We start from the raw sequence: 21,902 nt of genomic DNA, 5'->3' as shown, positions 1-21,902 counted from the left end.
CAGCGCACTGTGTGGAGTAATCCACTCCTCGATCGCGTCCCGAAGCCATGCTGTACCTCAACCACCTTCCGCCGCCGATCTACACACCACCGGAGGCCCCGCATCATGGCAAAGGGCCTCGGCTCCATTATGGAATCCGAGGCCCCCCGGGTTGCTCAAGATCGAGAGCTGCGACGTCCGGTGAAGACGCGGCCCCGTCCGTCCTCGATCTGGTCGCGGCCTCGCTCGAGAACTGCAACGAGCCATTCGTTTGTGAGTAGGGCACGCTCGTAGTCGCTGATAGTGGTGACCGGTTTCGGCGCCATTTCATCGATGGTTTCGGCCTGGGTCGGCATCGCTGTCCCGCTCCTTCTACTCGCATTCGCGCGGTTCATGTGACAGAGATTCGCGTCCCGGTGCCGCCGCGTCGCGCTTCGTGGCGTAGCGGACACCGCTAGCCAGTCGCTGGCGGCGACTGCGTGAGCCAGGCCCTCGCGAGTCCGACGCGGCGGCGGCGCACCGTTGCCGCACGCTCTGCCGTCTGACATGATTACTGAACGATCGGTCGAAAAACCTCGCGGATGAGGCGGACGACCCCGCGGAACCAGCGGGGGAGAGGATGGCGATGTCGCTCACGCTTCCCCTCGAGTGTGCGCGTCTCTCTGTCGCGGAGCGCGTCGATGGCTGAGGCGCCGCACGGCAGACCGCCCGCTGAAGAGCTCGATCCGCCCGCGGGGCGCGCGGCCGATGCGTGGACGCACCCCGCCCCCAACAGCGACGTGCCGCGCGAAGCGGACCCCACCTTCGGCCCCCGCGCGACGCGCGAAGCGGGCGACGCCCCCGTCCCCGGCGCGACGCGCGAAGCGCACCCCACCCCCGTCCCCGGCGTGACGCGCCATGCGGGCGACGCCCCCCGCCTCCGCGTCGACGCGCGCGACGACCGCGTCGTCGCCACCCTCGATCGCCCCGACCGCCGCAACGCGATCGACCAGACCATGATCGACGAGCTGCACACGCTCTGCGCCGAGCTCGAGCGGCACCCGCGCACGCTGATCCTCACCGGCGCGGGAGGAATCTTCGCCTCGGGCGCCGACATCGCGCAGCTGCGTGAGCGCACGGCCGACGACGCGCGCCGGGGCATCAACGCCACCGCCTTCGACCGCATCCGACACCTGCCGATGCCCGTCATCGCCGCCGTCGACGGGTTCGCCCTCGGTGGGGGAGCCGAGCTCGCGTACGCCGCAGACATCCGTCTCGGCACGCCCCGGGCGCGCTTCGGCAACCCCGAACCGGGCCTCGGCATCATCGCCGCGGCCGGCGCCGCGTGGCGCCTGCCCGAGATCGTGGGCCACGCCCGCGCGAGCGAACTGCTGCTGACGACGCGCGTGATCGACGCCGACGAGGCGCTGGCCTGGGGGCTGCTGTCGAGCGTGCACGAACCTGACGCCCTGCTCGACGCCGCACACCGGATCGTCGACCGGATCGCGCAGAACTCCGCCCGCGCCACCATCCTCACCAAGCGCGTCCTGCTCGCCCCCCGCGCCGCGCATCCCGAGGTGGACGGTGAGATGCAGGCCGAGCTGTTCGACAGCGCCGACAAGCGCGCCCGCATGACCGCGTTCCTCGAGAGGAAGAAGCGATGACCCACCACGGCGCCCCGGCTCGCCTTCCCCGCTCCGACTCCGCGGCGGCTCGCGAGGTCATGGATGCCATGGCTTCGGCATCCCTCCACGGCGCCCCGGCTCGCCTTCCCCGCTCCGACTCCGCGGCGGCTCGCGAGGTCATGGATGCCATGGCTTCGGCATCCCTCCACGGCGCCCCGGCTCGCCCTCCCCGCTCCGACTCCGCGGCGGCTCGCGACGTCACGGGCACCTCGGCTGCGGCACCCATCCCCGACGCGAGCGGCGTCGCGGATGCGCCGGCTCCGGCATCTCTTCCCGCCGTGGTCGGCGTCCTCGGCGGCGGGCGAATGGGCGCCGGCATCGCGCACGCCTTCCTGCTCGCCGGTGTCCGCGTGCACGTCGTCGAGCGCGACGCCGGGGCCGCCGCCCAGGCGCGCTCCCGCGTCGAGACGGCTCTCGGCCGCTCCGCGGCGCGAGGCGGCACGGTCCCGGATGCCGACACCCTCGCCCTCGGCACCGACCTCGCCGCCTTCGCGGGTGCCGGGCTCGTCGTCGAGGCCGTCCCCGAGGATCGCGCCCTCAAGCTCGACGCCCTCCGGCGGATCGAGGAGGTCGTCGACGAGGACGCGGTCGTGGCATCCAACACCTCCTCGATCTCGATCGACGCGCTCGCCGCATCACTGGCACACCCCGAGCGGTTCCTCGGCCTGCACTTCTTCAACCCCGTGCCGTCCTCGGCTCTGGTCGAGGTCGTGACCGGCGCGCGCACGCACCCGGGAGTAGTCGACAGCGCGACCCGGTGGGTCGAGGCCATCGGCAAGGCCGCCGTCGTCGTGCGCGATGCGCCCGGCTTCGCCTCCAGCCGACTCGGCGTCGCCCTGGGCCTCGAGGCCATCCGCATGCTCGAGGAGGGTGTCGCGTCGGCGCGCGACATCGACACGGCGATGGAGCTGGGCTATCGGCATCCGATGGGCCCCCTGCGCACGACCGACGTGGTCGGTCTCGACGTGCGCCTGGGCATCGCCGAAGAACTCGAGCGCGCGTTCGGCGCGCGCTTCACCCCGCCGGCGCTGCTGCGGCAGCTCGTCGCCGAGGGGCACCTGGGTCGTAAGACCGGCCGCGGCTTCTACGAATGGAGTGAAGGATGACATTTCTCCCCAGCTACGTGAGCGGCGCGTGGTGGACGCCCGCCGAGGATCCCGAGGCCGCCGTCGTGCGCGACGCCTCCACGGGCGAGGAGGTCGTGCGGGTCAGCACCCGCGGGCTCGATCTGGCCGGCGCGGTCGCCTACGCCCGCCGCGAGGGCCGGGGAAGCCTCGGGGCGCTGACCTTCCCCCAGCGTGCCATGGTGTTGAAGAACCTCGCGATCGCCTTGAACGAGCGCCGCGAAGAGCTGTACGCGCTGTCGATGCGCTCCGGCTCCACCCGCCGCGACTCGCTCAGCGACATCGACGGCGGCATCGGCGTGCTCTTCACCCTCTCGTCGAAGGCGCGTCGCGAGCTGCCCGCGGGCACGGTCGTGCTCGACGGTCCGGTCGAGCCGCTGTCGAAAGACGGCTCCTTCCTCGGCCGACACGTCTACACCCGCCTGTCGGGCGTCGCCGTGCAGATCAACGCCTTCAACTTCCCCATGTGGGGTGCGCTCGAGAAGTTCGCCCCCGCGTTCCTCGCGGGCCTGCCCACGATCGTCAAGCCCGCGACCCCCACGGCGTACATCGCCGAGGCCTGGGTGCGCATCGTGGTCGAGACGGGGCTGCTGCCCGAGGGGTCGCTGCAGGTGATCAGCGGCGGCATCCCGGGCCTCTTCGACCTGCTCGACGTGGGTGACACCGTCGGCTTCACCGGGAGCGCCTCCACCGCGGAGCGCCTGCGCGCCCAGGCGAAGCCGGGGGTGCGCTTCACGAGCGAGACCGATTCGATCAACGCCTCGATCCTCGGCCCCGACGCCGGCCCGGGCACGCTCGAGTTCGACGCCTACGTCAAGCAGCTCCTTGTCGAGCTGACCACCAAGGCGGGTCAGAAGTGCACCGCGATCCGTCGTGCGATCGTGCCGGCGGGAACCACGGATGCCGTGGCCGCCGCGCTCCGCGACAGGATCGATGAGCGCGTGGTCATCGGCGACCCGCGGGTCGAGGGCGTGACCATGGGGCCCGTGGTCTCGATGGACCAACGCGACGAGGTGCTGCGGCAGGTTCGGGCGCTCACCGACGCCGGCGGACGCTTCGTCGTCGGGTCGGCCGAGGCCCCTCCGGGGGTGTCCGCCGACGGCGCCTTCCTCCAGCCGATGCTGCTGGCCTTCGCGGATGCCGCGACTCCCGCCGTCAACGACATCGAGGCGTTCGGCCCGGTCGCGAGCATCGTGGAGTACACCGACGTCGCGGAAGCGGCCGAGATCGTGGGCCGGGGAGGCGGCTCGCTCGTCACGAGTGTCGCGACGCACGATCCGGGGGTGGCGACCGAGCTGCTCACGCGCATGGGCGCGATGAACGGTCGCGTGCTCTTCCTCGACCGCGACGACGCCCGCACCTCCACCGGTCACGGCGCGCCGGTTCCCCACCTGGTGCACGGCGGTCCCGGCCGCGCGGGCGGCGGCGAGGAGCTCGGCGGCGTCCGTTCGGTGCTCCACCACATGCAGCGGACCGCGATCCAGGGCTCCCCGCGGATGCTGACCGCGTTGACCGGGGTGTGGCATCCGGGGGCCGACACCGACATCACCGGCATCCACCCCTTCCGGAAGCCCCTTTCGGATCTTCGGATCGGGGATGCCGTGGAGTCGGTCGAGCGCGAGGTCACCCTCGACGACATCGAGGTGTTCGCGCGGTTCACGGGGGACACCTTCTACGCGCACATGGACGAGGAATCCGCTGCGGCGAACCCTTTCTTCCCGGGGCGCGTCGCGCACGGGTACCTGCTCGTGTCGTGGGCGGCGGGGCTGTTCGTCGATCCCGCGCCGGGCCCGGTGCTTGCGAACTCGGGCCTGGAGAACCTCCGCTTCGTCACGCCGGTGTCGCCGGGAGACCGCATCCGCGTCGCGCTGACGGCGAAGCAGATCACCCCGCGCGAGACCGACGAGTACGGCGAGGTGCGGTGGGATGCCGTGATCCGAAATCAGCACGACGAGCTGGTCGCCCAGTACGACGTGCTCACCCTCGTCGCGAAGACCTGGCAGCCGGCGGCGGTTCCCGCGTGAGCCCGGGTCGGGCGCTCGTCGCGCCCGCGGCGGGGTCGTTGCGGCGGGCCGTGAGCCGGGGATACAATTTACTGAACGATCGGTCTGTTAAGGAGTCGACGATGACGACAGCACTCGTGACGGACGCCGAGCTCGACGGCGAGGCCACGTTCGACGCGCTGATCGAGGCCGACGGTCGTGTCGAACCCCGCGACTGGATGCCGGACGGCTACCGCCGCACCCTCATCCGGCAGATCTCGCAACACGCGCACTCCGAGATCATCGGCATGCAGCCCGAGGGGGCGTGGATCACCCGCGCCCCGAGCCTGCAGCGCAAAGCGATCCTGCTCGCCAAGGTGCAGGACGAGGCGGGACACGGCCTCTACCTCTACTCCGCCGCCCAGACCCTCGGCATCACGCGTGATGAGATGACGCAGCAACTCGTGGACAGTACCGCGCGCTACTCGTCGATCTTCAACTACCCGACCCCGACCTGGGCCGACGTCGGCGCCATCGGCTGGCTCGTGGACGGCGCCGCGATCTGCAATCAGGTGCCCCTGTGCCGCGCCTCCTACGGCCCGTACGGCCGGGCGATGGTGCGCATCTGCAAGGAGGAGTCGTTCCACCAGCGTCAGGGCTTCGAGATCCTCCTCACGCTGATGCAGGGCACCGACGCCCAGCGCGAGATGGCGCAGGACGCCGTGAACCGCGGGTACTGGCCGAGCTTGATGATGTTCGGACCACCCGACGACGACTCGCCCAACTCGGCGCAGTCGATGGCGTGGAACATCAAGCGCTTCAGCAACGACGACCTCCGGCAGCGCTTCGTGTCGATGCTCGTGCCGCAGGCCGCCGTGCTGGGAGTGACCCTGCCCGATCCCGCGCTGCGATTCGACGTCGAGATGGGGCGTTACGAGATGGGCGAGATCGACTGGACCGAGTTCCACGAGGTGCTCGCCGGCCGCGGACCGCTCAACACGACGCGCCGGCAGCACCGCCGCGACGCGCACGAAGAGGGCGCGTGGGTGCGCGAGGCCGCGGCGACCTATGCCGCGAAGAAGAGCGCGAAGGCGGCCGCCTGATGGCGACCCCCGGTGCGAGCCCCGCCGAGACCTGGCCGCTGTGGGAGGTCTTCGTGCGCGCGAGCCGCGGACTGAGCCACGTGCACGTGGGATCGCTGCACGCCCCCGACGCCGACCTCGCCGTGCGCAACGCCCGCGACCTCTACACGCGCCGCGGGGAGGGTGTGTCGATCTGGGTCGTCCCCGCGGATGCCGTGACCACCAGCGACCCGGGAGCCAAGGGTGCCTTCTTCGAGTCGCCGGCGGGCAAGAACTACCGGCACGCGGTCTCGTACACCGCTTCCGAGGGGGTGCCGCACCTGTGAGCACCGACACCGTGGCATCCGTCCCCTCCCACGACGCGCCGCACGGCGACGTCTCCATCGCGGCGCACGAACTCTCCGCCGAACTGCTGGGCGGCGAGGAGCGGGCGAGCAACCCCGGCGTCGCCGCGTACGCGCTGCGCCTGGGCGACGACTCCCTGATCCTCGCGCAGAACCTGTGCGGGTGGATCGCCCGCGCCCCCGAGCTCGAAGAAGACGTCGCCCTGGGCAACATCGCCCTCGACCTCCTCGGCCACGCCCGTTCCCTGTTGCGGTACGCCGGCAGCCACGACGGCCGCACCGAAGACGATCTCGCCTACGGGCGCGACGAAGCGGAGTTCCGCAGCGCCTGGCTGTTCGAGCTCCCCAACGGCGACTTCGCGCACACGATCGTGCGGCAGCTGCTGGCGTCGACGTATCTCCTCGAGCTCTACCGCGACCTCACGGCATCCGCCGACCCCGTCCTGGCGGCCGTGGCCGCCAAGGCCGAGAAGGAGGTCGACTACCACCGCGACCACGCCGTGCAGTGGATGCTGCGTCTCGCCGGGGGCACGGAGGAGTCGCGTCGGCGCCTGCTGATCGCCCTCGACGACACCTGGCCCTTCCTCGACGAACTGTTCCGCGACGACGCTCTGCACGACCGACTCGAGGGCGTGGCAGTGCGCCCGTCCGCCCTTCGCGCGCGAGCGGATGCCGTGATCGACGCCGTGCTCGCCGAAGAGGACGTCGCCCGACCCGACGTCGCCGCCTCGTCGGCCGGAGGTCGCCGCGGCATCCATCACCCCGCCTTCGGGCCGCTGCTCGCCGAGATGCAGGTGCTGGCCCGCCGTCACCCGGGGGCGACGTGGTGACCGCGACCCTCGAGCACGCCCGGGCGGTCGTCGCCGCCGTCGTCGATCCCGAGGTGCCCGTGCTCACCATCGACGACCTCGGTGTGCTGCGCGAGGTCCGCCTCGACGACGACACCGTGACCGTCACCATCACCCCCACCTACTCCGGATGCCCCGCGGTCGAGGCCATCCGCGACGACATCCTGCTCGCACTCACCTCGGCCGGATACGACCACGTCGTGGTGCGCACGACGCTGACCCCGGCGTGGACCACCGACTGGATGAGCGAGGCCGGCCGACGCAAGCTCACCGCGTACGGCATCGCCCCGCCCACGGGACGCGCCCCCGCCGGCCCCATCCGCCTCACGCTCAGCGTCGCGTGTCCGCGCTGCGGCTCCCTCGACACTCGGGAGCTGTCGCGCTTCGGTTCCACCTCCTGCAAGTCGCTGTGGGAATGCCGCGCCTGCCTCGAACCCTTCGACCACTTCAAGGCCCTGTGATGAGCCTCACGGATGCCACGACCTCCGGTCCCGCGGCGGCCGACCCCGCGCCGCGCTCCCGCGCGCGCTTCCACCCCCTGCGCGTCGCCGAGGTGCGCCCGCTCACGCCGACCTCCGTCGAGGTGACGTTCGCGGTCCCCGACGACCTCGCGGATGTCTTCGCCTACGCGCCCGGGCAGTACGTGGCCCTGCGCGCCACCGTCGACGGCCAGGACCTCCGCCGCTCGTACTCGCTGTGCCGCCCGCCTACCCGTGGGACCATCAGCGTCGGCATCAAACGCGACCCGGACGGGCAATTCTCCCGGTGGGTCCACGAAAGTCTCCGGTCCGGCGATGAGATCGAGGTCATGAGCCCCCGGGGCACCTTCGTCTCACGGGCTCCGGCCGGTGGTCACATCGTCGCGATCGCCGCGGGCTCCGGCATCACCCCGATCATGGCGCTCGCCGCCGGCGTGCTCGAGCGCTGCACCGAAGCCCGGATGACGATCGTCTTCGTCAACCGCTCCTCGACCGACGTGATGTTCGTCGACGAGCTCGCCGACCTCAAGGACCGGCATCCCGCGCGTGTGACCTTGCACCACGTGCTCTCGCGCGAGCAGCGCGTCGCTCCCGTCTTCTCGGGTCGCCTCGACCAGGAGCGCCTCCGCCTGATCCTCTCGCGACTGATCGATCCGGCATCCGTCGACGAGTGGTTCCTCTGCGGACCTTTCGCCCTCGTCGAGCTCTGCAGGGAAACGCTCGCCGACGTCGGGGTGCCGGGCGAGCGCGTCCGCTTCGAGCTGTTCACCGCCGGTGACGCGGACGCTCCCGCGCAGACCGGGGGAGCGCGTGCCGTGCGGGCGTGCGCCGACGAGCTCGTCCGCTCCATCGATTTCACCCTCGACGGGCAGTCAGCGCACGTGGACAGCCCGGTCGCCGCGAACGAGACGATCCTGGCCGCCGCGCTCCGCGTCCGCCCCGACGTGCCGTTCGCGTGCGCCGGAGGCGTGTGCGGCACGTGCCGCGCACGCGTGCTGGAGGGCTCCGTGACGATGACCGAGAACTACGCCCTCGAACCCGAGGAGGTCGAGCGCGGGTACGTCCTGACCTGCCAGTCCCACCCGACGTCCGACGCCGTCCGCGTCGACTACGACGGCTGAGGGATGCCGTGATCGACTACGCCTTCGCCGACGGACTCGCCACCGTCACCCTCGACGCACCCGCGCGACGCAACGCCCTCCGCCTTGACGACCTCCACGCGCTCGCCGACGCCTACGACCGTGCCGAGGCCGATGAGGCTCGCGCGGTGCTGCTGCGCGGCGAGGGGCCGTCGTTCTGCGCCGGGCGCGACATCTCGGGCGTCGACCCCGCCACCGACGACGTCGCCGGATACCTCGACGGCACGCTCACCCCTCTGCTCCGCCGCCTGGCGTCGTTCCCGGCGCCGACGTTCGCCGTCGCCCATGGAGCCTGCCTCGGCGTCGGCCTGGGCCTGCTCATCGCCACCGACGTCGTCTTCGCCGCCCATGACGCCCGGATCGGTTCGCCCTTCGCCGCCCTGGGGGCGATCCTCGACTCCGGAGGGCACAGCCTGTTCGTGGAGCGCCTCGGCACGCACGCCGCGCTCGATCTCATCTACACCGGCCGTCTGCTGACGGGTGAGGAGTCCGTGCGCGCCGGACTCTTCTCGCGGGTGGTCCCGGCATCCGAGGTGCAGGATGCCACCGCGCTCGCCGCACGTCGCGCGGCGGCCGGACCCACCGAGGCGTTTCGCGCGAGTAAGCGCATCGTCACCGCCATCCGCGACGAGAGGCTCGGATTGTGGGCGGCGATGTCGCTCGAGAATCGTGCGCAGGCAGCTCTCACCCGCACCCACGACTACCGAGAGGGCTTCGCGGCGTTCCAGGCCAAGCGGCCGCCGGCGTTCACGGGGCGGTGACGCCGGAGTGTCTGCAGAGTGCTCGGTGCTGACCGCGGTGCGGCGGTTCTCTGTGGCGGGGTCAGCGGTGGGACTGCCGAGCGCTCTGTCCCGAAGCGGGGCCCGGCGATTCCCGTCCGCCGAGTGATGGGCGGTGACGCCGGTGGGTCTGCGAAGCGTGCGGTTCCGGCCGCCGCGAGGTCCGGCGGTTCTCGTCCGCCCACGGCGCGCGACTGATTGAATCGACGGATGGCGATCGACGACGACGAACTCGCCCGGCTGCGCCGGAGGGCGTACGCCGCCGACGCCGACATCGGGTCCGACCCGGCCGCGCTGGCTCGCCTGCAGCACCTGGAGCGCCGCGTAGCCCAAGGAGCGCCCGCGGACCTCGAGCCCGACCGACCGCCGACCGATGAGTCCGCCGCCGACGAATCCGCTGCCGACGAGGAGGCGGTCCCGACCGAGCCGCCGCGGCGGCGCTTCTCGTGGCCGCGTCCGCAACGCTCGACCGTCGTGCTGACGGTCGTCGGCGCGATGGTCGCGGTGACGGCGGTCGTCGCTCTCACGCTCGTACAACGCGTCCAGACGCACCCGCTGCAACCGGATGCCGAGCAGGTGGCGCGGATCGCCCCCGACCCGTCGTTCGAAGTCCCCGACTACTTCCTCGGACCGGCGGGCCAGGCAATCGGGTTCGCGGAGACGCACGGGTTCCGCGTCGTCGTCACCCCGCCCGGGGGCGCGCTGGGCGAAGGCGAGTACTGCATGACCGTCTTCCAACCCGAACTGGTCACCGCGCAGGGCGCCGGCAGCTGGAGCTACTCCGGGCAGTACATCTCGCCCGCGTGCTCGGCCGGGACGTTCCCCGCTGCCGCCACCGTGCGACTGCTGCCCGGATCGCCCGAGCTCGAGCACACCGACTTCCCCGCCGACACCGCCCTGCAGTTCGTCTACGACCAGCCGAGCAACGAGGTCGTGCTGTTCCGCGGCTGACCTTTCGCTGTGGACCGAGCGGTCTCGCACGCGGCCACGGAACGTGACGATGCCCCGGCACTCGGCCGGGGCATCGTTCGACGGACGCGGGCGTCAGACGGCGCTGGTCACCGCGAACTGCACAGATCCCGCAGGATCGATCTGCGCGTCGAGGACGCGGTCATCGAGCACGGCGGCGGCGTCGGCGTCGAGGAACACGCGCGCCCCGGCGTTCTCCACGACGGCGTCCTCGGGCTCGGGGGCGTCGACCACCGACAGGGCGAACTGCGACTCGGGGGAGCCGGCACCCTGAATTCGGATGCCGCTGTGCGCGGTATCCGGGAACTGCGCGGTGATGGTCTTGACAGCGGTCGTGGCCTCTTCGGTGAGTGTCAGCATGGGTGACTCTCCTTCTCTGATCGACGACAGGAGTCAGCCACGATGCCGAGAATCGGCGGCATCCTCAACCTCTGGCAGCCATTTCCAGGGTTTTCCCACGCGCGTGGACCGTTCAGGGCAGCAGGCCGACGCGCCGCGCGCGGGTGACGGCAGCGTGCCGTGTAGAGGCGTCGAGCTTCGACATCGCCGAGGCGAGGTACGACTTCACGGTGGTCTCACGAAGCCCGAGGGATGCCGCGATCTCGCCGTTCGTCGAGCCCACCGCGGCGCATGCCAGAACGTCGATCTCGCGCCGCGACAGGTGCAGGTCGGCGTCGACATCGGCCGCCGGTGCGTCGCCCGTGAGGGCGGCGAGACGTGCCTCGATGTCTTCGAGACGGCGGCGGACGTCGGCATCGCCGACGGTGGCGGCGATGCTGCGCAACTGGGCGTAGCTCTCGCGGATCTCTTCGCGTGCTCCGGCGCCGAGACCGCCCTCGGGCGCCGGGGCGGCGGCCAGTCGTCGCTCCACTTCCGCTCGGACCCGCAGTTCGGTGCCGAGCTCTCCGGCGACGTCGAACGCCGGACGCGCCTGCACCTCGGCGATCGGCGTCTGCGCCCACGTCCCGCAGTACAGCACGCCGCGCGCCGACCCGTCGACGAGCACGGGCACCGCGAACAGGGTCGCGATGCCCTCGCCGAGGATCGCTCGGTCGTAGTCGTGCGTGATCGAGCGCGAGGTGCGGTAGTCCAGGGTCATCCGAGGGCGCCGCTCGATGAGCGCCCGGCCGCCGAGGCCGCGCGACGCGTGCACGACCAGACCCTCGATGCTGCGGGTGCGGGCACCGACGATGGAGGTGACGTGCACCGCACCGTCGTGCTCGAGGCCGCCGAAGGCGACGGGGAAGTGGGTACGGCGGGCGAGCTCGGCGACGGCGTGCGTCATGAGGCGCGCGTCGTCTCGAAGAGCGGATGGTGCTCCCACGCACTACCTACTTCCGGGGGTGACGGCCTCGTCGCCGCGTTTCGTAGCGTCGACCCTACCACCGGGAGCGTTCTCACAGCCCGGTCACACCCCCCGCCGGCGCAGCGCTGCGCCGGATTCATGAGGCAAGGAGGCCACATGACGGATCGTCGCATCGACGACGCCCATAAGGACGGCGTCGATTACATCGCGGTCGAGGAGTCCGCCCCGTTCCAGGAGTTGAAGCGGCGGCAGCGCAGCTTCGTCTTCCCGCTGGCGGTGGCTTTCCTCGTCTGGTATTTCGTCTACGTTCTGCTGTCGTCGTTCGCGCCGGGTTTCATGGCGCAGCCGGTGTCGGGCGCGATCACCGTGGGGCTGTTGTTCGGCCTGGGACAGTTCGTGACCACGTTCGCCATCACCATGGGCTACGTCGCCTATGCGAACCGCCGTCTCGACCCCGGGGCCGAGGCCCTGCGCGCCGAGCTCGAGCGAGCTGAGGGGGGTCGGTCGTGAACGTCGTCCTCGCCCAGCTCGACGCGGCCGTGCAGACGGTCGAAAACAACCCGGTGCTGAACATCTCGATCTTCGGTGCGTTCGTCGCCGTGACGCTGTTCATCGTCATTCGAGCCAGCCGCAACAGCAAGACCGCCGCCGACTACTACGCCGCGGGGCGCTCGTTCACCGGCCCCCAGAACGGCTTCGCGATCGCCGGCGATTACCTCTCGGCCGCGTCGTTCCTCGGCATCGTCGGAGCCATCGCGATCAACGGCTACGACGGCTTCCTGTACTCCATCGGGTTCCTGGTGGCGTGGCTGGTGGCGTTGCTGCTCGTGGCCGAGCTCATGCGCAACACCGGGAAGTTCACGATGGCCGACGTGCTGTCGTTCCGCCTCAAGGAGCGACCGGTGCGCATGGCGGCCGCGATCACGACCCTCGCGGTGTGCTTCTTCTACCTCCTCGCGCAGATGGCCGGTGCCGGCGGGCTCGTGTCGCTGCTGCTGGGCATCACCGAGCGCGTCGGGCAGTCGCTCGTCGTCGCGGTCGTCGGCATCCTGATGATCGTCTACGTGCTGATCGGCGGCATGAAGGGCACCACGTGGGTGCAGATCGTCAAGGCGTTCCTGCTGATCGGCGGCGCGGTCGTCATGACGGTGTGGGTGCTCGCGATCAACGGCTTCAGCCTCAACACGCTGCTCGAAAGCGCGGTGGCGGCGTCGCCGAAGGGGGAGGCCATCCTCGCGCCGGGACTGCAGTACGGCAAGAACCCTTGGGACTTCATCTCGCTCGCCCTGGCGCTGGTGCTGGGCACCGCGGGGCTCCCGCACGTGCTGATGCGCTTCTACACGGTGCCGACCGCCAAAGAGGCGCGTCGCTCGGTGGTCTGGGCGATCTGGCTGATCGGGCTGTTCTACATCCTCACGCTGGTGCTCGGGTACGGTGCCGGAGCGCTTGTCGGGTCGGAGGCGATCCTCGCCGCCCCCGGTGGGGTCAACGCCGCCGCTCCGCTGCTCGCCTTCGCCCTGGGCGGTCCTCTCCTGCTCGGCTTCATCTCGGCCGTGGCGTTCGCGACCATCCTGGCGGTGGTGGCCGGTCTCACCATCACGGCCGCGGCGTCGTTCGCGCACGACATCTACGCCAACGTGGTGAAGAAGGGTGACGTCCCGCCCGACGGCGAGGTCAAGGTCGCCCGCCGCACGGTGATCGTCATCGGCGTGCTCGCGATCCTCGGCGGCATAGGCGTGCAGGGGCAGAACGTGGCGTTCCTCGTCGCGCTCGCCTTCGCGGTTGCCGCGTCGGCGAACCTGCCGACCATCCTGTTCTCGCTCTTCTGGCGCAAGTTCACCACGCGTGGTGCGGTGTGGAGCATGTACGGCGGCCTCGGCTCGGCCCTCGTGCTGATCTTCCTGTCGCCCGTGTTCTGGGGGACGCCGACGAGCGTGTTCGCCGACACGGGAGTGGCCATCTGGCCGTTGAACAACCCCGGGATCGTGTCGATCCCCCTCGGGTTCTTCCTCGGCTGGCTGGGATCGGTCACCTCCCGCACCGCTGAGGACCGACGCAAGGCCGCGGAGATGGACGTACGCTCGCTCACCGGCTTCGGCGCCGAGAAGGCGTCGAACCACTAGACCGACCCGGTCGCACGCACGACGCCCGGTCCTCGCAGCGCGCGACGACCGGGCGTCGTCGTGTCGCCCCGCCTCCCCGGCGCGGGGCGGCGGCATCCGTGCCGAGGTCGCGCATCTTCTCCCAGCGAGATGGACAGGAAGCCGGAGCGCCCGCACCCGGCGATCACGCCCGCGCGCGCAGACCGTCCCCCCGCGCCGCCTCGTCTTCGAGCGAGAGCAAGAACTCCTTCACCTCGGGATGACCGCCGTACTCGCCGATCGACCCGTCGGCGCGGACCACCCGATGCACCGGCACGACGATCGAGAACGGACTCGACGCGCACGCGGTGCCCACGGCCCGTGCCGCGCGAGGTGCCCCGGCCATCGCGGCGACCTCGCCGTACGAGGCCACCTCCCCATACGGGATCTGTTGCGACGCCTCGAGCGCGTTGCGAGTGAACCCGCGCACCAGACGCCAGTCGAGCGACACCTCGAATGACCGACGCGCACCGTCGAAGTACTCGTCGAGCTGTCGGGCGAGGTCGTCGCCGGGGGAGGGGTCGGGGTCGGGGACCACGCCCAGGCGGTGCGCGATTTCGGCGCGGGCGAGGTCGACGCCGTCGGAGGCGACGTGCAGGCGCACGAGCGCGTCGTCGATGAAGGTGAGAAGGACCGGCCCGACGGGGCTGACGTACTCGGTGCTGGTGACTCTGTTCATGGGCCCATCTTCACGAGACGCGGACTCTGACGCTCGGGCCGTACGGGCGATCGGTGGACGATGCCGCGCACCGGTGCGCTGTGGAGGAAGCGCCGGTGGCGCGGCGTGTCGCTGATTACCGCGAAACTCGCCCCGGCTGCAAGCGATCCACAGGCGCCCGGCTTAGTCTGGCAGGTGTGTGGCGAGCTGAGGACGGTGTCGTGAACGGCACCGACGGAGACGAGACGGCGTCGTCCGTCGATCCGGGCGAGCTGCGATTGTCGGAGCCCGGCATCGTGGTCCGCCACGTCGCCGACCCCGAGCGCGACCGCATCCGCGCCGAGGCCGCCGCTCTGGGGGGCCGATCGACGCTCCTCCGGTTCGACGATGCACGCGACGCGGGCATCGACATCACCAAGGCGCATCCCGGTTCGCTCCCGCAGTTCATCACGGGCCGAGCGACCATGCTGTCCAACCTGTTCCGCGACGAGGTGGCGCTTCGCACCGCACGGCTGGCTGCCGAGCGCATCACCGCCAAGAACGTCGAGCTGCGCACCGCTCGAGGTCTCGAGCCGGTGCACCTGGCCGTGGGTCTTTCCGCCTGGAAGATCGGGGGAGTGGAGTGGTCGGCGCCGGTGCTGCTGCGCCCGCTCGCCATCCGCCGTCACCACGGCGATTTCGAGGTGAAGCTGCACGGAACGTTCGTGATGAACTCCGAGCTCGCACGGGCTTTCCGCACGCACCTGGGCATACAGATCGACAGCGCCGCCCTCGCCGGGCTCGCCTACGACCAGGGCGTCTTCAAGCCCCAGCCCGTCATCGACCACATCCGTCGTTTGACGACGCACGTGCCGACCTTCGTCGTGCACCCCCGTCTGGTGATCTCGTCGTTCGCCGACGTCGCCTCCGGAATGGCCCGCGACACCCACTACCTCGACGATCCTCTGCTCAACGCTCTCGCCGGCCACCACGACGATCGTGCGCGGGTCACGGTGCGCCGCGACGATCCGGTGGTCGTCAGCCCCGACGAACGCACCCCCGCGGCCGACACCCTCCTTCTCGACGCCGATGCCGAACAGGAGCGCGTTCTCGCCCGCATCGGTGCCGGTCACTCGCTCGCGGTGCACACCCTCCCGGGCACCGGCGGCACCCAGACCGTCATCAACGCGATCGGCCAGCTCGTCCGCGACAACAAGCGCGTGCTGGTCGTGAGCGCACGCCGGTCGACGCTCGACGGCATCCGCCATCGTCTCGCCGGGGTCGGTCTCACCGGTCTCGCCGTCTCGCCGGGCCACGTGCGGCGGGACCTCATCCGTGCGATCAGCCGGAACGAGAAGGCCGAGCAGCCCAAGATCGCCGAGATCGACGACGCGCTGGTGCGACTGCGCACGGTGCTGCGCGACTACCGCTCCGCGGTCACCGAGCCGCACCTGTCGCTCGGGGTATCCGCGCTCGACGTCCTGCGCGCGCTCACCTCCCTGGCATCCACTTCTCCCGCCCCCTCGACCGAGGCTCGGTTCGATCTCGCAACCCTCGAGAAGCTCGCGGGTCGACGGGATGCCGCCGCGCGCGCCCTTGCGATGGCCGCTCGTCTGGGCGAGTTCCGCTTCGGACCCGACGACTCGCCCTGGTACGGCGTCAGCTTCACGCGCACCGAAGACGCGCGCGCCGCGCACGACCTGGCGGGCAAGCTCCACACCCACGAGGTGCCGCGACTGCTCGAGCGCGGGTACGAACTCATCGCGAAGACGCGGATGCGACCGTTCCAGACGGTGTCGGAGCTGGGCGCCTACCTGAAGCTGCTGCAGGGCATCCGCGAGTCGCTCGACCGCTTCAGCCCCAGCGTCTTCGAGCGCCCGCTCGGCGAGCTGATCGACGCCCACTCGCCGCGCCGCGACGCCTCGCCGATGAGCGGGCCGAACCGTCGCCGCCTCAAGCGCCTGTCGAAAGAATACGTGCGACCCGGTGTGCACGTGCCGGACATGTACGAGGCGCTCGTGCGCATCCAGCAGCAGCGCACCGAGTGGCAGCGCGTGGTCGAGGCCGGCGTCGCCCCCGAGGTGCCGCTCGGGTTGGCCGACGTCCACGTCGCGTGGCAGCGCACCGATGCCCTGCTCGGCGAGCTCGATCAGATCCTCGGCCGCCAGGGTTCCGAGCGACTGGCGACCCTGCCGGTGCAACGGCTCGTGCGGACGCTCGCGGGGCTCGCGGCCGAGTCCGCATTCTTCGACAACCTCGTCGAGCGCGCGCAGCTGCGCTCCGAGTTGGCCCGCCTCGGTCTCGAGCAGCTGCTCGTCGAGCTCTCGGTGCGTCACGTGCCCGAGGAGCGGGTGGGCCCCGAGCTGGAGTTCGCGTGGTGGCAGTCAGCGCTCGAGCACCTTCTTCGCACGGATCGCGCGCTGCTGGGCGCGAACACGAGCGTCGTCGACCGTCTCGAGCGTGATTTCCGGCTGGTCGACGAAGCCCACGCGGCGGCCGCGGGGCCTCTCCTGGCCGCCCAGATGGCGACGCAGTGGCGCATCGGCATCGTCGACCACCCCGATGAGGCCGCCGCTCTCAAGCGTGCGCTGAAAGACGGTCTGCACACGGCGCAAGAGATCTCGGATGCCGCGCCCGCGCTGCTGCGCACGCTCGCGCCGGTGTGGCTCGCCTCGCCCTACGAGGTGCCCGACGTGCCATCCGACCTCGCGTTCGACGTGGTCGTGATCGCGGATGCGGCGGCGCTCTGCCTCGCCGAGGCGGCACCGACGCTGCGACGCGCCCGCCAGGTGGTGTTGTTCGGCGATCCCGTCGTGCAGAAGCCGACGCCGTTCCGCGTGAGCGCCGCGATCACGACATCGCCCGACGACGATGACGAGGTCCCGTTCGACGAGACCTCCGTGTTCGAGCGGATCGCGGAGCTGCTGCCGGTCGAGACGCTCACGCGCAGCTACCGCGCCGGCGGCGAGGACCTCGCCCAGCTCGTCAACGACGCCTTCTACGGCGGCGAGATCGTGTCGCTGCCGTGGGCGGGGTCCTACCTCGGCCGTGGCAGCCTGAGCGTCGACTACGTCGAGGGGGGAGTCGGCGCCCCCGACCCCGTCAGCGGCGCGGTCGAGAGCCCCGACGCCGAGGTCGCGCGCGTGGTGACGCTCGTCGTCGAGCACGCGGTCAACCGCGCCTCCGAGTCGTTGATGGTCGTCACCGCCAGTCGCCGGCACGCCGAGCGGGTGCGCGCGGCCGTGGTCGCCGCCCTGGCCGGGCGATCCGACGTGGCCGATTTCGTCTCGCGGGATGCCGCGGAGCCCTTCGCCGTGCTGACCCTCGAGGAGTCGGTGGCCGAGAGCCGCGACCGCGTCGTGTTCTCGCTCGGATTCGGGCTCACGCGTCACGGCCGCGTGCTCAGCGACTTCGGCGACCTGTCCACCCCCGACGGCGAGCGTCTGCTCACGGTCGGGATGACCCGTGCCCGCCGCTCGATGGTGATCGTGTCGTCGATCCGTCCGTCCGCATTCGACGACGGACGCCTCGAGCACGGCGCCGCCACCCTCATGGGGATCCTCGGCAACGTCGCCTCACGCGGTCGCGAGAGCCGGCTGGAAGACCTGGCCGACCCGCTCACCCGCGCCCTCGCGCGGGAGCTGCGCCGTCTCGGTGTCGAAGTCGACGTCGACTACCGCGGTCTGCTGCCGCTCGTGGCGCGGTACAAGGGCAAGGCCGTCGTGGCCGAGAGCGACCCCGAGACCATCGGCGAGTCGCTGCGCGAGACGCTGCGACTGCGCCCGCAGATCCTGCGTCGCTTGGGCTGGCACTACGTCCGGGTGCACGCGTTCGATCTGTACAGCGACCCCGCGGGTGTGGCCGCACGGATCGCCGAGCTGCTCGGCGTCACGCCCGAGGCCGGGGCTCCCGAGTCCACGACCGAACCCCTCGACCTCCCCGGCTGAGCGCGCGATGACCGATGCTCCGGATGCCACCGGGGGCGATGTCGAACGTGTCGTCCCGGTCCCTTCGACAGGCTCAGGGACCTCCGCCGCGTCCGAGGTGGCCTCCGCCGCCTCCGAGGTGGCTGAGCTCGTCGAAGCCTCCGGCTCTCTCGCTGCCGTGGAGGAGGCTGAGCTCGTCGGCGCGTCTGGCACCTCCGCCGCGTCCGAGGTGGCTGCGAGCTCACCTCCCCGTCAGCCGGTCGTCCGCGTGAGCGGTTCTCGGCGCGCCCGGTTGCTCCCGGCGCCGGGCACGACGGCCGAGCCGGCCCCCGCCGATGACCGCGAACGGGGCCGAGGGTCGAAGCCCGCGGCGTCCGGCCCCAACGACGATCGCATGCTCGGCGACGTCCCGCCCCATTACTGACCGACCACGACGGACGGCGCCCGGGCCGGAGAGACTCCGGCCACGGGCGCCGCCGGACATCAGAGCTTGTTCTGGCGCTCCAGCAGATCGCGGATCTGCACGAGCAGTTCTTGCTCGGTCGGCAGTTTGGGCTCGTCGGATGCCGCGGCGGCCACGCCGGCGCGTGCAGCGGCCCGGGCCTTCCAGTGGTTCATCGGGTAGACGAACACGAAGTAGACCACCACCGCAACGGCGAGGAAGCTGATGACGGCGGTGAGCAGACCGCCGAGCGGGAACACCACCTCTTGGCCGTAGATGCCGGTGAAGCTCGGTCCGAACTCACCGTTCTCGTTCGGCACGTAGAAGATCTCGATCAACGGGTTGATGAGCGCCGTGACGATCGCGTTGACCACCGCCGTGAACGCCGCCCCGATGACGACGGCGACCGCGAGGTCGATGACGTTTCCGCGGAGGATGAACTCTTTGAATCCTTTGATCATGCGCTGGCTCCCCTTCTGCCGCACCGACCGGGGCTCAGGAGGCCGAGGACGGGGCGGACGCCTTCGTTTCCGACTTCGATGATGTCGTGGATGACGACGAGTCGCCACTGCTTGCGCCCGACGAGCCGGTCGAGGACGATCCGCGCGAGTCGGTGCGGTAGAAGCCGGAGCCGTTGAACGTCACGCCGATCGACCCGTACTGCTTGCGCACCTCGCCGCCGCACTCGGGGCACTCGGTGAGGGCGGCGTCCGTGAAGGACTGCACGGTGTCGAAGCGGTGACCGCACTGTTTGCAGGCATAAGAGTAGGTGGGCATGGCGTTCCTTCGGGTGTTCAGGCGGCGGGGTCCACGATGGACACCGTGCGCGTGGGGGTGACCACGCCGGTGACCGGCTGGTCGTGCACGTCGCGCGGCACGTCGTCGACGAGCTCGGAGTCGAAGATCACGGCGTACACCGGCGGGCACTTCTCCATCGAGCCGAGGGTCTTGTCGAAGTAGCCGCGGCCCCAGCCCAGTCGCATCCCGCGCTGGTCGACGGCGGCGGCGGGGATGACGAGCAGGTCGACGTCGTTGACGGCGATTGGTCCGAGCACGTCGCCGACGGGCTCGGGCAACCCGAACAGGCCCTCGGCGATCTCGGCGTCGGGCGTCGCGACGCTCCAGTCGAGCAGGCCGTCTTCGCGCGTGATGGGTAGCAGGACCCGGATGCCACGGGCGACCGCGCCGGCGACGAAGGCGTGCGTGCCCGGCTCGGTCGGTGTCGACAGGAAGCACGAGATGCTTCGGGCGCCGAGTCGTTCGACGAGAGCGTCGAGCTGCGCTTTCACTCCGGCCTCAGCAGTCTCGCGGACGTGTGCGGAGACCGTCTGGCGGCGTTCGCGCAGGTCGGCGCGGAGTGCGCGCTTGGCCTGCTCGATGCGATCCGGCATACCCGCCAGTCTACGTACGCGCGTGTTACAGCAGCGTCATCGGTCCCCGCTAAGGTATGCCCATGCCTCATAAGCCCTTCAAGGCCGTCATTCCGGCCGCCGGTCTCGGTACTCGTTTCCTCCCCGCCACGAAGGCCATGCCCAAAGAGATGCTGCCGGTCGTCGACAAGCCCGCGATCCAGTACGTCGTCGAAGAGGCCACGGCTGCCGGCATCGATGATGTCCTGATCATCATCGGCCGCAACAAGAACAACATCGCCAACCACTTCGACTCCATGCCCGAGCTCGAGGCGAAGCTGCGCGAGAAGGGCGACGACGACAAGCTCCGCAAGGTCGAGCACTCGTCCGACCTCGCCGACATCCACCTCGTGCGTCAGGGCGAGCCGCGCGGACTCGGCCATGCGGTGCTCCGCGCCCGCAGCCACGTCGGCGACCACCCGTTCGCCGTGCTGCTGGGCGACGACCTCATCGACGAGCGCGACCCGCTGCTCACCAAGATGATGGAAGAGTACGACAAGCGCGGCGCCACCATCATCGCTCTCATGGAGGTCGACCCCGAGCACATCCACCTCTACGGTGTCGCCGCGGTCGAGCCCACCGGAGAAGACGGCGTGGTCAAGGTGACCAAGCTCGTCGAGAAGCCCAAGGCCGAAGAGGCCCCCTCCAACCTGGCGATCATCGGTCGCTACGTGCTCGGCCCCGACGTGTTCGGCATCCTGGAGCACACGGAGCCGGGCAAGGGCGGCGAGATCCAGCTGACCGATGCTCTCGAAGAACTCGCGACCGGCGGCGGCGACGGCGGCGGCGTGTACGGCGTGGTGTTCCGCGGCCGTCGGTACGACACGGGTGACCGCGTCGACTACATCAAGGCGATCGTGCAGCTCGCGGCCGACCGCGACGACCTGGGTCCCGCTCTGCGCCCGTGGTTCAAGGAATTCGCGCAGGGTCTGTGACCCCGCCCGCTTTCCATGGATCTCTCCGTCCCCCGGCGGCACGGTGAGGTGTCGATACGCCTCATCCGCAATCGCGACGCGCGCGTCCTCCAGCAGCAGCTGATCGACAATCGCTCGTGGTTGCGCCGCTGGGAGGCGACGAGTCCGGACGGCCCGGTGTCCTTCGACATGCGCCTGGGCATCCGGCGCCTGCTGCAGCAGTACCGTGACGGCCTCGGCGTCCCCTTCGTCATGGAGTGGGACGACGAGGTCGCCGGCCAGCTCAACGTGTGGGGCGTCTCGCGCGGCTCCCTCGCCTCGGCCACCATCGGCTACTGGGTGGCCGAGGAGTACGCCGGACGCGGCATCACCACGGTCGCCGTGGCGATGGCGACGGACATCTGCTTCACGTCCCTCAACCTGCACCGGGTCGAGATCTGCATCCGTCCCGAGAATCACGCCAGCCTGCGCGTGGTCGAGAAACTCGGCTTCCGCTACGAGGGGCTCCGCCGGCGGTACATCCACATCGACGGCGACTGGCGCGATCATTACGCGTTCGCCCTCGTGCGCGAAGAGGTTCCGCACGGTGTGCTCGATCGCTGGAACCGAGGTCAGGTTCCGCCCGACGCCGCGCGCGTGCCCCCGTCCGACCGCATCTGAACGTTCTTGCCTGAGTGTGGGCCGATGGTCGAGACGACACGCGGAGGGATGCCGCTCTGTGATCTCCCGGTGACCTAC

The 21,902-nt window shown here is 70.7% G+C and carries 23 protein-coding genes; 16 read left to right on the top strand and 7 right to left on the bottom strand.

The window, feature by feature from the left end; genetic code table 11:
• Positions 1–155: 155 nt before the first annotated feature.
• Entirely contained in the window at positions 156–335 is a 180-nt protein-coding gene (locus MT347_RS05790; protein WP_243498959.1) for a hypothetical protein, read from the bottom strand.
• A 531-nt stretch (positions 336–866) separates the two neighbouring features.
• On the opposite strand from MT347_RS05790, the gene MT347_RS05785 reads away from it, so the two are divergent.
• From MT347_RS05785 to MT347_RS05740, 10 genes are all read left to right on the top strand, one after another.
• Entirely contained in the window at positions 867–1,622 is a 756-nt protein-coding gene (locus MT347_RS05785; RefSeq protein WP_243499075.1) for an enoyl-CoA hydratase/isomerase family protein, read from the top strand.
• Between the two features lie 245 nt (positions 1,623–1,867).
• Positions 1,868–2,749, top strand: coding sequence for a 3-hydroxyacyl-CoA dehydrogenase family protein (locus tag MT347_RS05780; protein WP_308194212.1), 882 nt, complete (start codon positions 1,868–1,870; stop codon positions 2,747–2,749).
• Positions 2,746–4,791 carry a phenylacetic acid degradation bifunctional protein PaaZ gene (gene paaZ / locus MT347_RS05775; protein ID WP_243498957.1) on the top strand — a complete coding sequence of 682 codons (2,046 nt, stop codon included), beginning with the start codon at positions 2,746–2,748 and terminating at the stop codon, positions 4,789–4,791. The genes MT347_RS05780 and paaZ overlap by 4 nt, the downstream gene beginning before the upstream one ends.
• 101 nt (positions 4,792–4,892) lie before the next feature.
• Entirely contained in the window at positions 4,893–5,852 is a 960-nt protein-coding gene (paaA, locus tag MT347_RS05770; protein ID WP_243498954.1) for a 1,2-phenylacetyl-CoA epoxidase subunit PaaA, read from the top strand.
• A complete protein-coding gene (paaB, locus tag MT347_RS05765; RefSeq protein WP_243498952.1) occupies positions 5,852–6,157 on the top strand; it encodes a 1,2-phenylacetyl-CoA epoxidase subunit PaaB in 306 nt (101 codons plus the stop codon). The genes paaA and paaB overlap by 1 nt, the downstream gene beginning before the upstream one ends.
• A complete protein-coding gene (gene paaC, locus MT347_RS05760) occupies positions 6,154–7,005 on the top strand; it encodes a 1,2-phenylacetyl-CoA epoxidase subunit PaaC (RefSeq protein WP_243498950.1) in 852 nt (283 codons plus the stop codon). Before paaB ends, paaC begins: the two co-directional genes overlap by 4 nt.
• On the top strand, positions 6,999–7,484 hold the full coding sequence (paaD, locus tag MT347_RS05755) for a 1,2-phenylacetyl-CoA epoxidase subunit PaaD (RefSeq protein ID WP_243498948.1): 486 nt from the start codon (positions 6,999–7,001) through the stop codon (positions 7,482–7,484). The genes paaC and paaD overlap by 7 nt, the downstream gene beginning before the upstream one ends.
• Entirely contained in the window at positions 7,484–8,623 is a 1,140-nt protein-coding gene (paaE, locus tag MT347_RS05750; protein WP_243498946.1) for a 1,2-phenylacetyl-CoA epoxidase subunit PaaE, read from the top strand. Before paaD ends, paaE begins: the two co-directional genes overlap by 1 nt.
• An 8-nt stretch (positions 8,624–8,631) precedes the next feature.
• Positions 8,632–9,402: an enoyl-CoA hydratase/isomerase family protein gene (locus MT347_RS05745; RefSeq protein ID WP_243498944.1), complete on the top strand. Its 771-nt coding sequence runs from the start codon at positions 8,632–8,634 to the stop codon at positions 9,400–9,402.
• A gap of 228 nt (positions 9,403–9,630) precedes the next feature.
• Positions 9,631–10,371: a hypothetical protein gene (locus MT347_RS05740; RefSeq protein WP_243498942.1), complete on the top strand. Its 741-nt coding sequence runs from the start codon at positions 9,631–9,633 to the stop codon at positions 10,369–10,371.
• A 93-nt stretch (positions 10,372–10,464) separates the two neighbouring features.
• Here MT347_RS05740 and MT347_RS05735 read toward each other — a convergent pair whose 3' ends face one another.
• Together MT347_RS05735 and MT347_RS05730 are read right to left on the bottom strand one after the other, a co-directional pair.
• Positions 10,465–10,749, bottom strand: coding sequence for a Fe-S cluster assembly protein HesB (locus MT347_RS05735; RefSeq protein ID WP_243498939.1), 285 nt, complete (start codon positions 10,747–10,749; stop codon positions 10,465–10,467).
• Between the two features lie 112 nt (positions 10,750–10,861).
• Positions 10,862–11,713 carry a response regulator transcription factor gene (locus MT347_RS05730; RefSeq protein ID WP_374206500.1) on the bottom strand — a complete coding sequence of 284 codons (852 nt, stop codon included), beginning with the start codon at positions 11,711–11,713 and terminating at the stop codon, positions 10,862–10,864.
• A gap of 138 nt (positions 11,714–11,851) precedes the next feature.
• Here MT347_RS05730 and MT347_RS05725 point away from each other — a divergent pair, with 138 nt between their 5' ends.
• Both MT347_RS05725 and MT347_RS05720 read left to right on the top strand, forming a co-directional pair.
• Positions 11,852–12,205 (top strand): DUF485 domain-containing protein, encoded by a 354-nt coding sequence (locus MT347_RS05725; protein WP_243498935.1) that lies wholly within the window; start codon positions 11,852–11,854, stop codon positions 12,203–12,205.
• The gene (locus MT347_RS05720; RefSeq protein ID WP_243498933.1) at positions 12,202–13,818 is read left to right on the top strand and encodes a cation acetate symporter; all 1,617 of its coding nucleotides are present in this window, start codon (positions 12,202–12,204) and stop codon (positions 13,816–13,818) included. The genes MT347_RS05725 and MT347_RS05720 overlap by 4 nt, the downstream gene beginning before the upstream one ends.
• A gap of 163 nt (positions 13,819–13,981) precedes the next feature.
• On the opposite strand, the gene MT347_RS05715 is transcribed toward MT347_RS05720, so the two are convergent.
• Entirely contained in the window at positions 13,982–14,515 is a 534-nt protein-coding gene (locus MT347_RS05715) for a methylated-DNA--[protein]-cysteine S-methyltransferase (protein WP_243498932.1), read from the bottom strand.
• Positions 14,516–14,715: 200 nt separating this feature from the next.
• Here MT347_RS05715 and MT347_RS05710 point away from each other — a divergent pair, with 200 nt between their 5' ends.
• Complete coding sequence (locus tag MT347_RS05710) at positions 14,716–18,420, top strand: AAA family ATPase (RefSeq protein ID WP_243498930.1); 3,705 nt, start codon at positions 14,716–14,718, stop codon at positions 18,418–18,420.
• 7 nt (positions 18,421–18,427) lie between these two features.
• The gene (locus tag MT347_RS05705) at positions 18,428–18,823 is read left to right on the top strand and encodes a hypothetical protein (RefSeq protein ID WP_243498927.1); all 396 of its coding nucleotides are present in this window, start codon (positions 18,428–18,430) and stop codon (positions 18,821–18,823) included.
• A 59-nt stretch (positions 18,824–18,882) separates the two neighbouring features.
• On the opposite strand, the gene mscL is transcribed toward MT347_RS05705, so the two are convergent.
• Genes mscL through MT347_RS05690 form a run of 3 tightly spaced genes read right to left on the bottom strand, consistent with a single transcriptional unit; the run spans position 18,883 to position 20,232 of the window.
• On the bottom strand, positions 18,883–19,302 hold the full coding sequence (gene mscL / locus MT347_RS05700) for a large conductance mechanosensitive channel protein MscL (protein ID WP_243498925.1): 420 nt from the start codon (positions 19,300–19,302) through the stop codon (positions 18,883–18,885).
• Between the two features lie 34 nt (positions 19,303–19,336).
• Positions 19,337–19,618 (bottom strand): FmdB family zinc ribbon protein, encoded by a 282-nt coding sequence (locus tag MT347_RS05695; RefSeq protein WP_243498923.1) that lies wholly within the window; start codon positions 19,616–19,618, stop codon positions 19,337–19,339.
• Between the two features lie 17 nt (positions 19,619–19,635).
• On the bottom strand, positions 19,636–20,232 hold the full coding sequence (locus MT347_RS05690; protein ID WP_243498921.1) for a 5-formyltetrahydrofolate cyclo-ligase: 597 nt from the start codon (positions 20,230–20,232) through the stop codon (positions 19,636–19,638).
• Positions 20,233–20,294: 62 nt separating this feature from the next.
• Between MT347_RS05690 and galU the strand changes: the two genes are divergently transcribed.
• Together galU and MT347_RS05680 are read left to right on the top strand one after the other, a co-directional pair.
• A complete protein-coding gene (gene galU, locus MT347_RS05685; RefSeq protein WP_243498919.1) occupies positions 20,295–21,185 on the top strand; it encodes a UTP--glucose-1-phosphate uridylyltransferase GalU in 891 nt (296 codons plus the stop codon).
• A 15-nt stretch (positions 21,186–21,200) separates the two neighbouring features.
• Positions 21,201–21,824, top strand: a complete 624-nt coding sequence (locus tag MT347_RS05680) for a GNAT family N-acetyltransferase (RefSeq protein ID WP_243498917.1) — start codon at positions 21,201–21,203, stop codon at positions 21,822–21,824.
• The last annotated feature ends 78 nt before the right edge of the window (positions 21,825–21,902 follow it).

This window comes from Microbacterium sp. VKM Ac-2923 (assembly GCF_022815605.1).
GTDB lineage: Bacteria > Actinomycetota > Actinomycetes > Actinomycetales > Microbacteriaceae > Microbacterium.
This window is presented reverse-complemented; position numbering and strand designations above follow the sequence as displayed.

What these genes read in the sequence shown, in the direction of transcription:
- paaA (WP_243498954.1), top strand. Translation starts at nt 4,893, where the DNA reads ATGACGACAGCACTCGTGACGGACGCCGAGCTCGACGGCGAGGCCACG.
- MT347_RS05695 (WP_243498923.1), bottom strand. Translation starts at nt 19,618, where the DNA reads ATGCCCACCTACTCTTATGCCTGCAAACAGTGCGGTCACCGCTTCGAC.
- MT347_RS05790 (WP_243498959.1), bottom strand. Translation starts at nt 335, where the DNA reads ATGCCGACCCAGGCCGAAACCATCGATGAAATGGCGCCGAAACCGGTC.
- paaB (WP_243498952.1), top strand. Translation starts at nt 5,852, where the DNA reads ATGGCGACCCCCGGTGCGAGCCCCGCCGAGACCTGGCCGCTGTGGGAG.
- MT347_RS05690 (WP_243498921.1), bottom strand. Translation starts at nt 20,232, where the DNA reads ATGCCGGATCGCATCGAGCAGGCCAAGCGCGCACTCCGCGCCGACCTG.
- MT347_RS05705 (WP_243498927.1), top strand. Translation starts at nt 18,428, where the DNA reads ATGACCGATGCTCCGGATGCCACCGGGGGCGATGTCGAACGTGTCGTC.
- MT347_RS05735 (WP_243498939.1), bottom strand. Translation starts at nt 10,749, where the DNA reads ATGCTGACACTCACCGAAGAGGCCACGACCGCTGTCAAGACCATCACC.
- MT347_RS05680 (WP_243498917.1), top strand. Translation starts at nt 21,201, where the DNA reads ATGGATCTCTCCGTCCCCCGGCGGCACGGTGAGGTGTCGATACGCCTC.
- MT347_RS05715 (WP_243498932.1), bottom strand. Translation starts at nt 14,515, where the DNA reads ATGAACAGAGTCACCAGCACCGAGTACGTCAGCCCCGTCGGGCCGGTC.
- MT347_RS05740 (WP_243498942.1), top strand. Translation starts at nt 9,631, where the DNA reads ATGGCGATCGACGACGACGAACTCGCCCGGCTGCGCCGGAGGGCGTAC.
- mscL (WP_243498925.1), bottom strand. Translation starts at nt 19,302, where the DNA reads ATGATCAAAGGATTCAAAGAGTTCATCCTCCGCGGAAACGTCATCGAC.
- MT347_RS05725 (WP_243498935.1), top strand. Translation starts at nt 11,852, where the DNA reads ATGACGGATCGTCGCATCGACGACGCCCATAAGGACGGCGTCGATTAC.
- paaE (WP_243498946.1), top strand. Translation starts at nt 7,484, where the DNA reads ATGAGCCTCACGGATGCCACGACCTCCGGTCCCGCGGCGGCCGACCCC.
- galU (WP_243498919.1), top strand. Translation starts at nt 20,295, where the DNA reads ATGCCTCATAAGCCCTTCAAGGCCGTCATTCCGGCCGCCGGTCTCGGT.
- paaZ (WP_243498957.1), top strand. Translation starts at nt 2,746, where the DNA reads ATGACATTTCTCCCCAGCTACGTGAGCGGCGCGTGGTGGACGCCCGCC.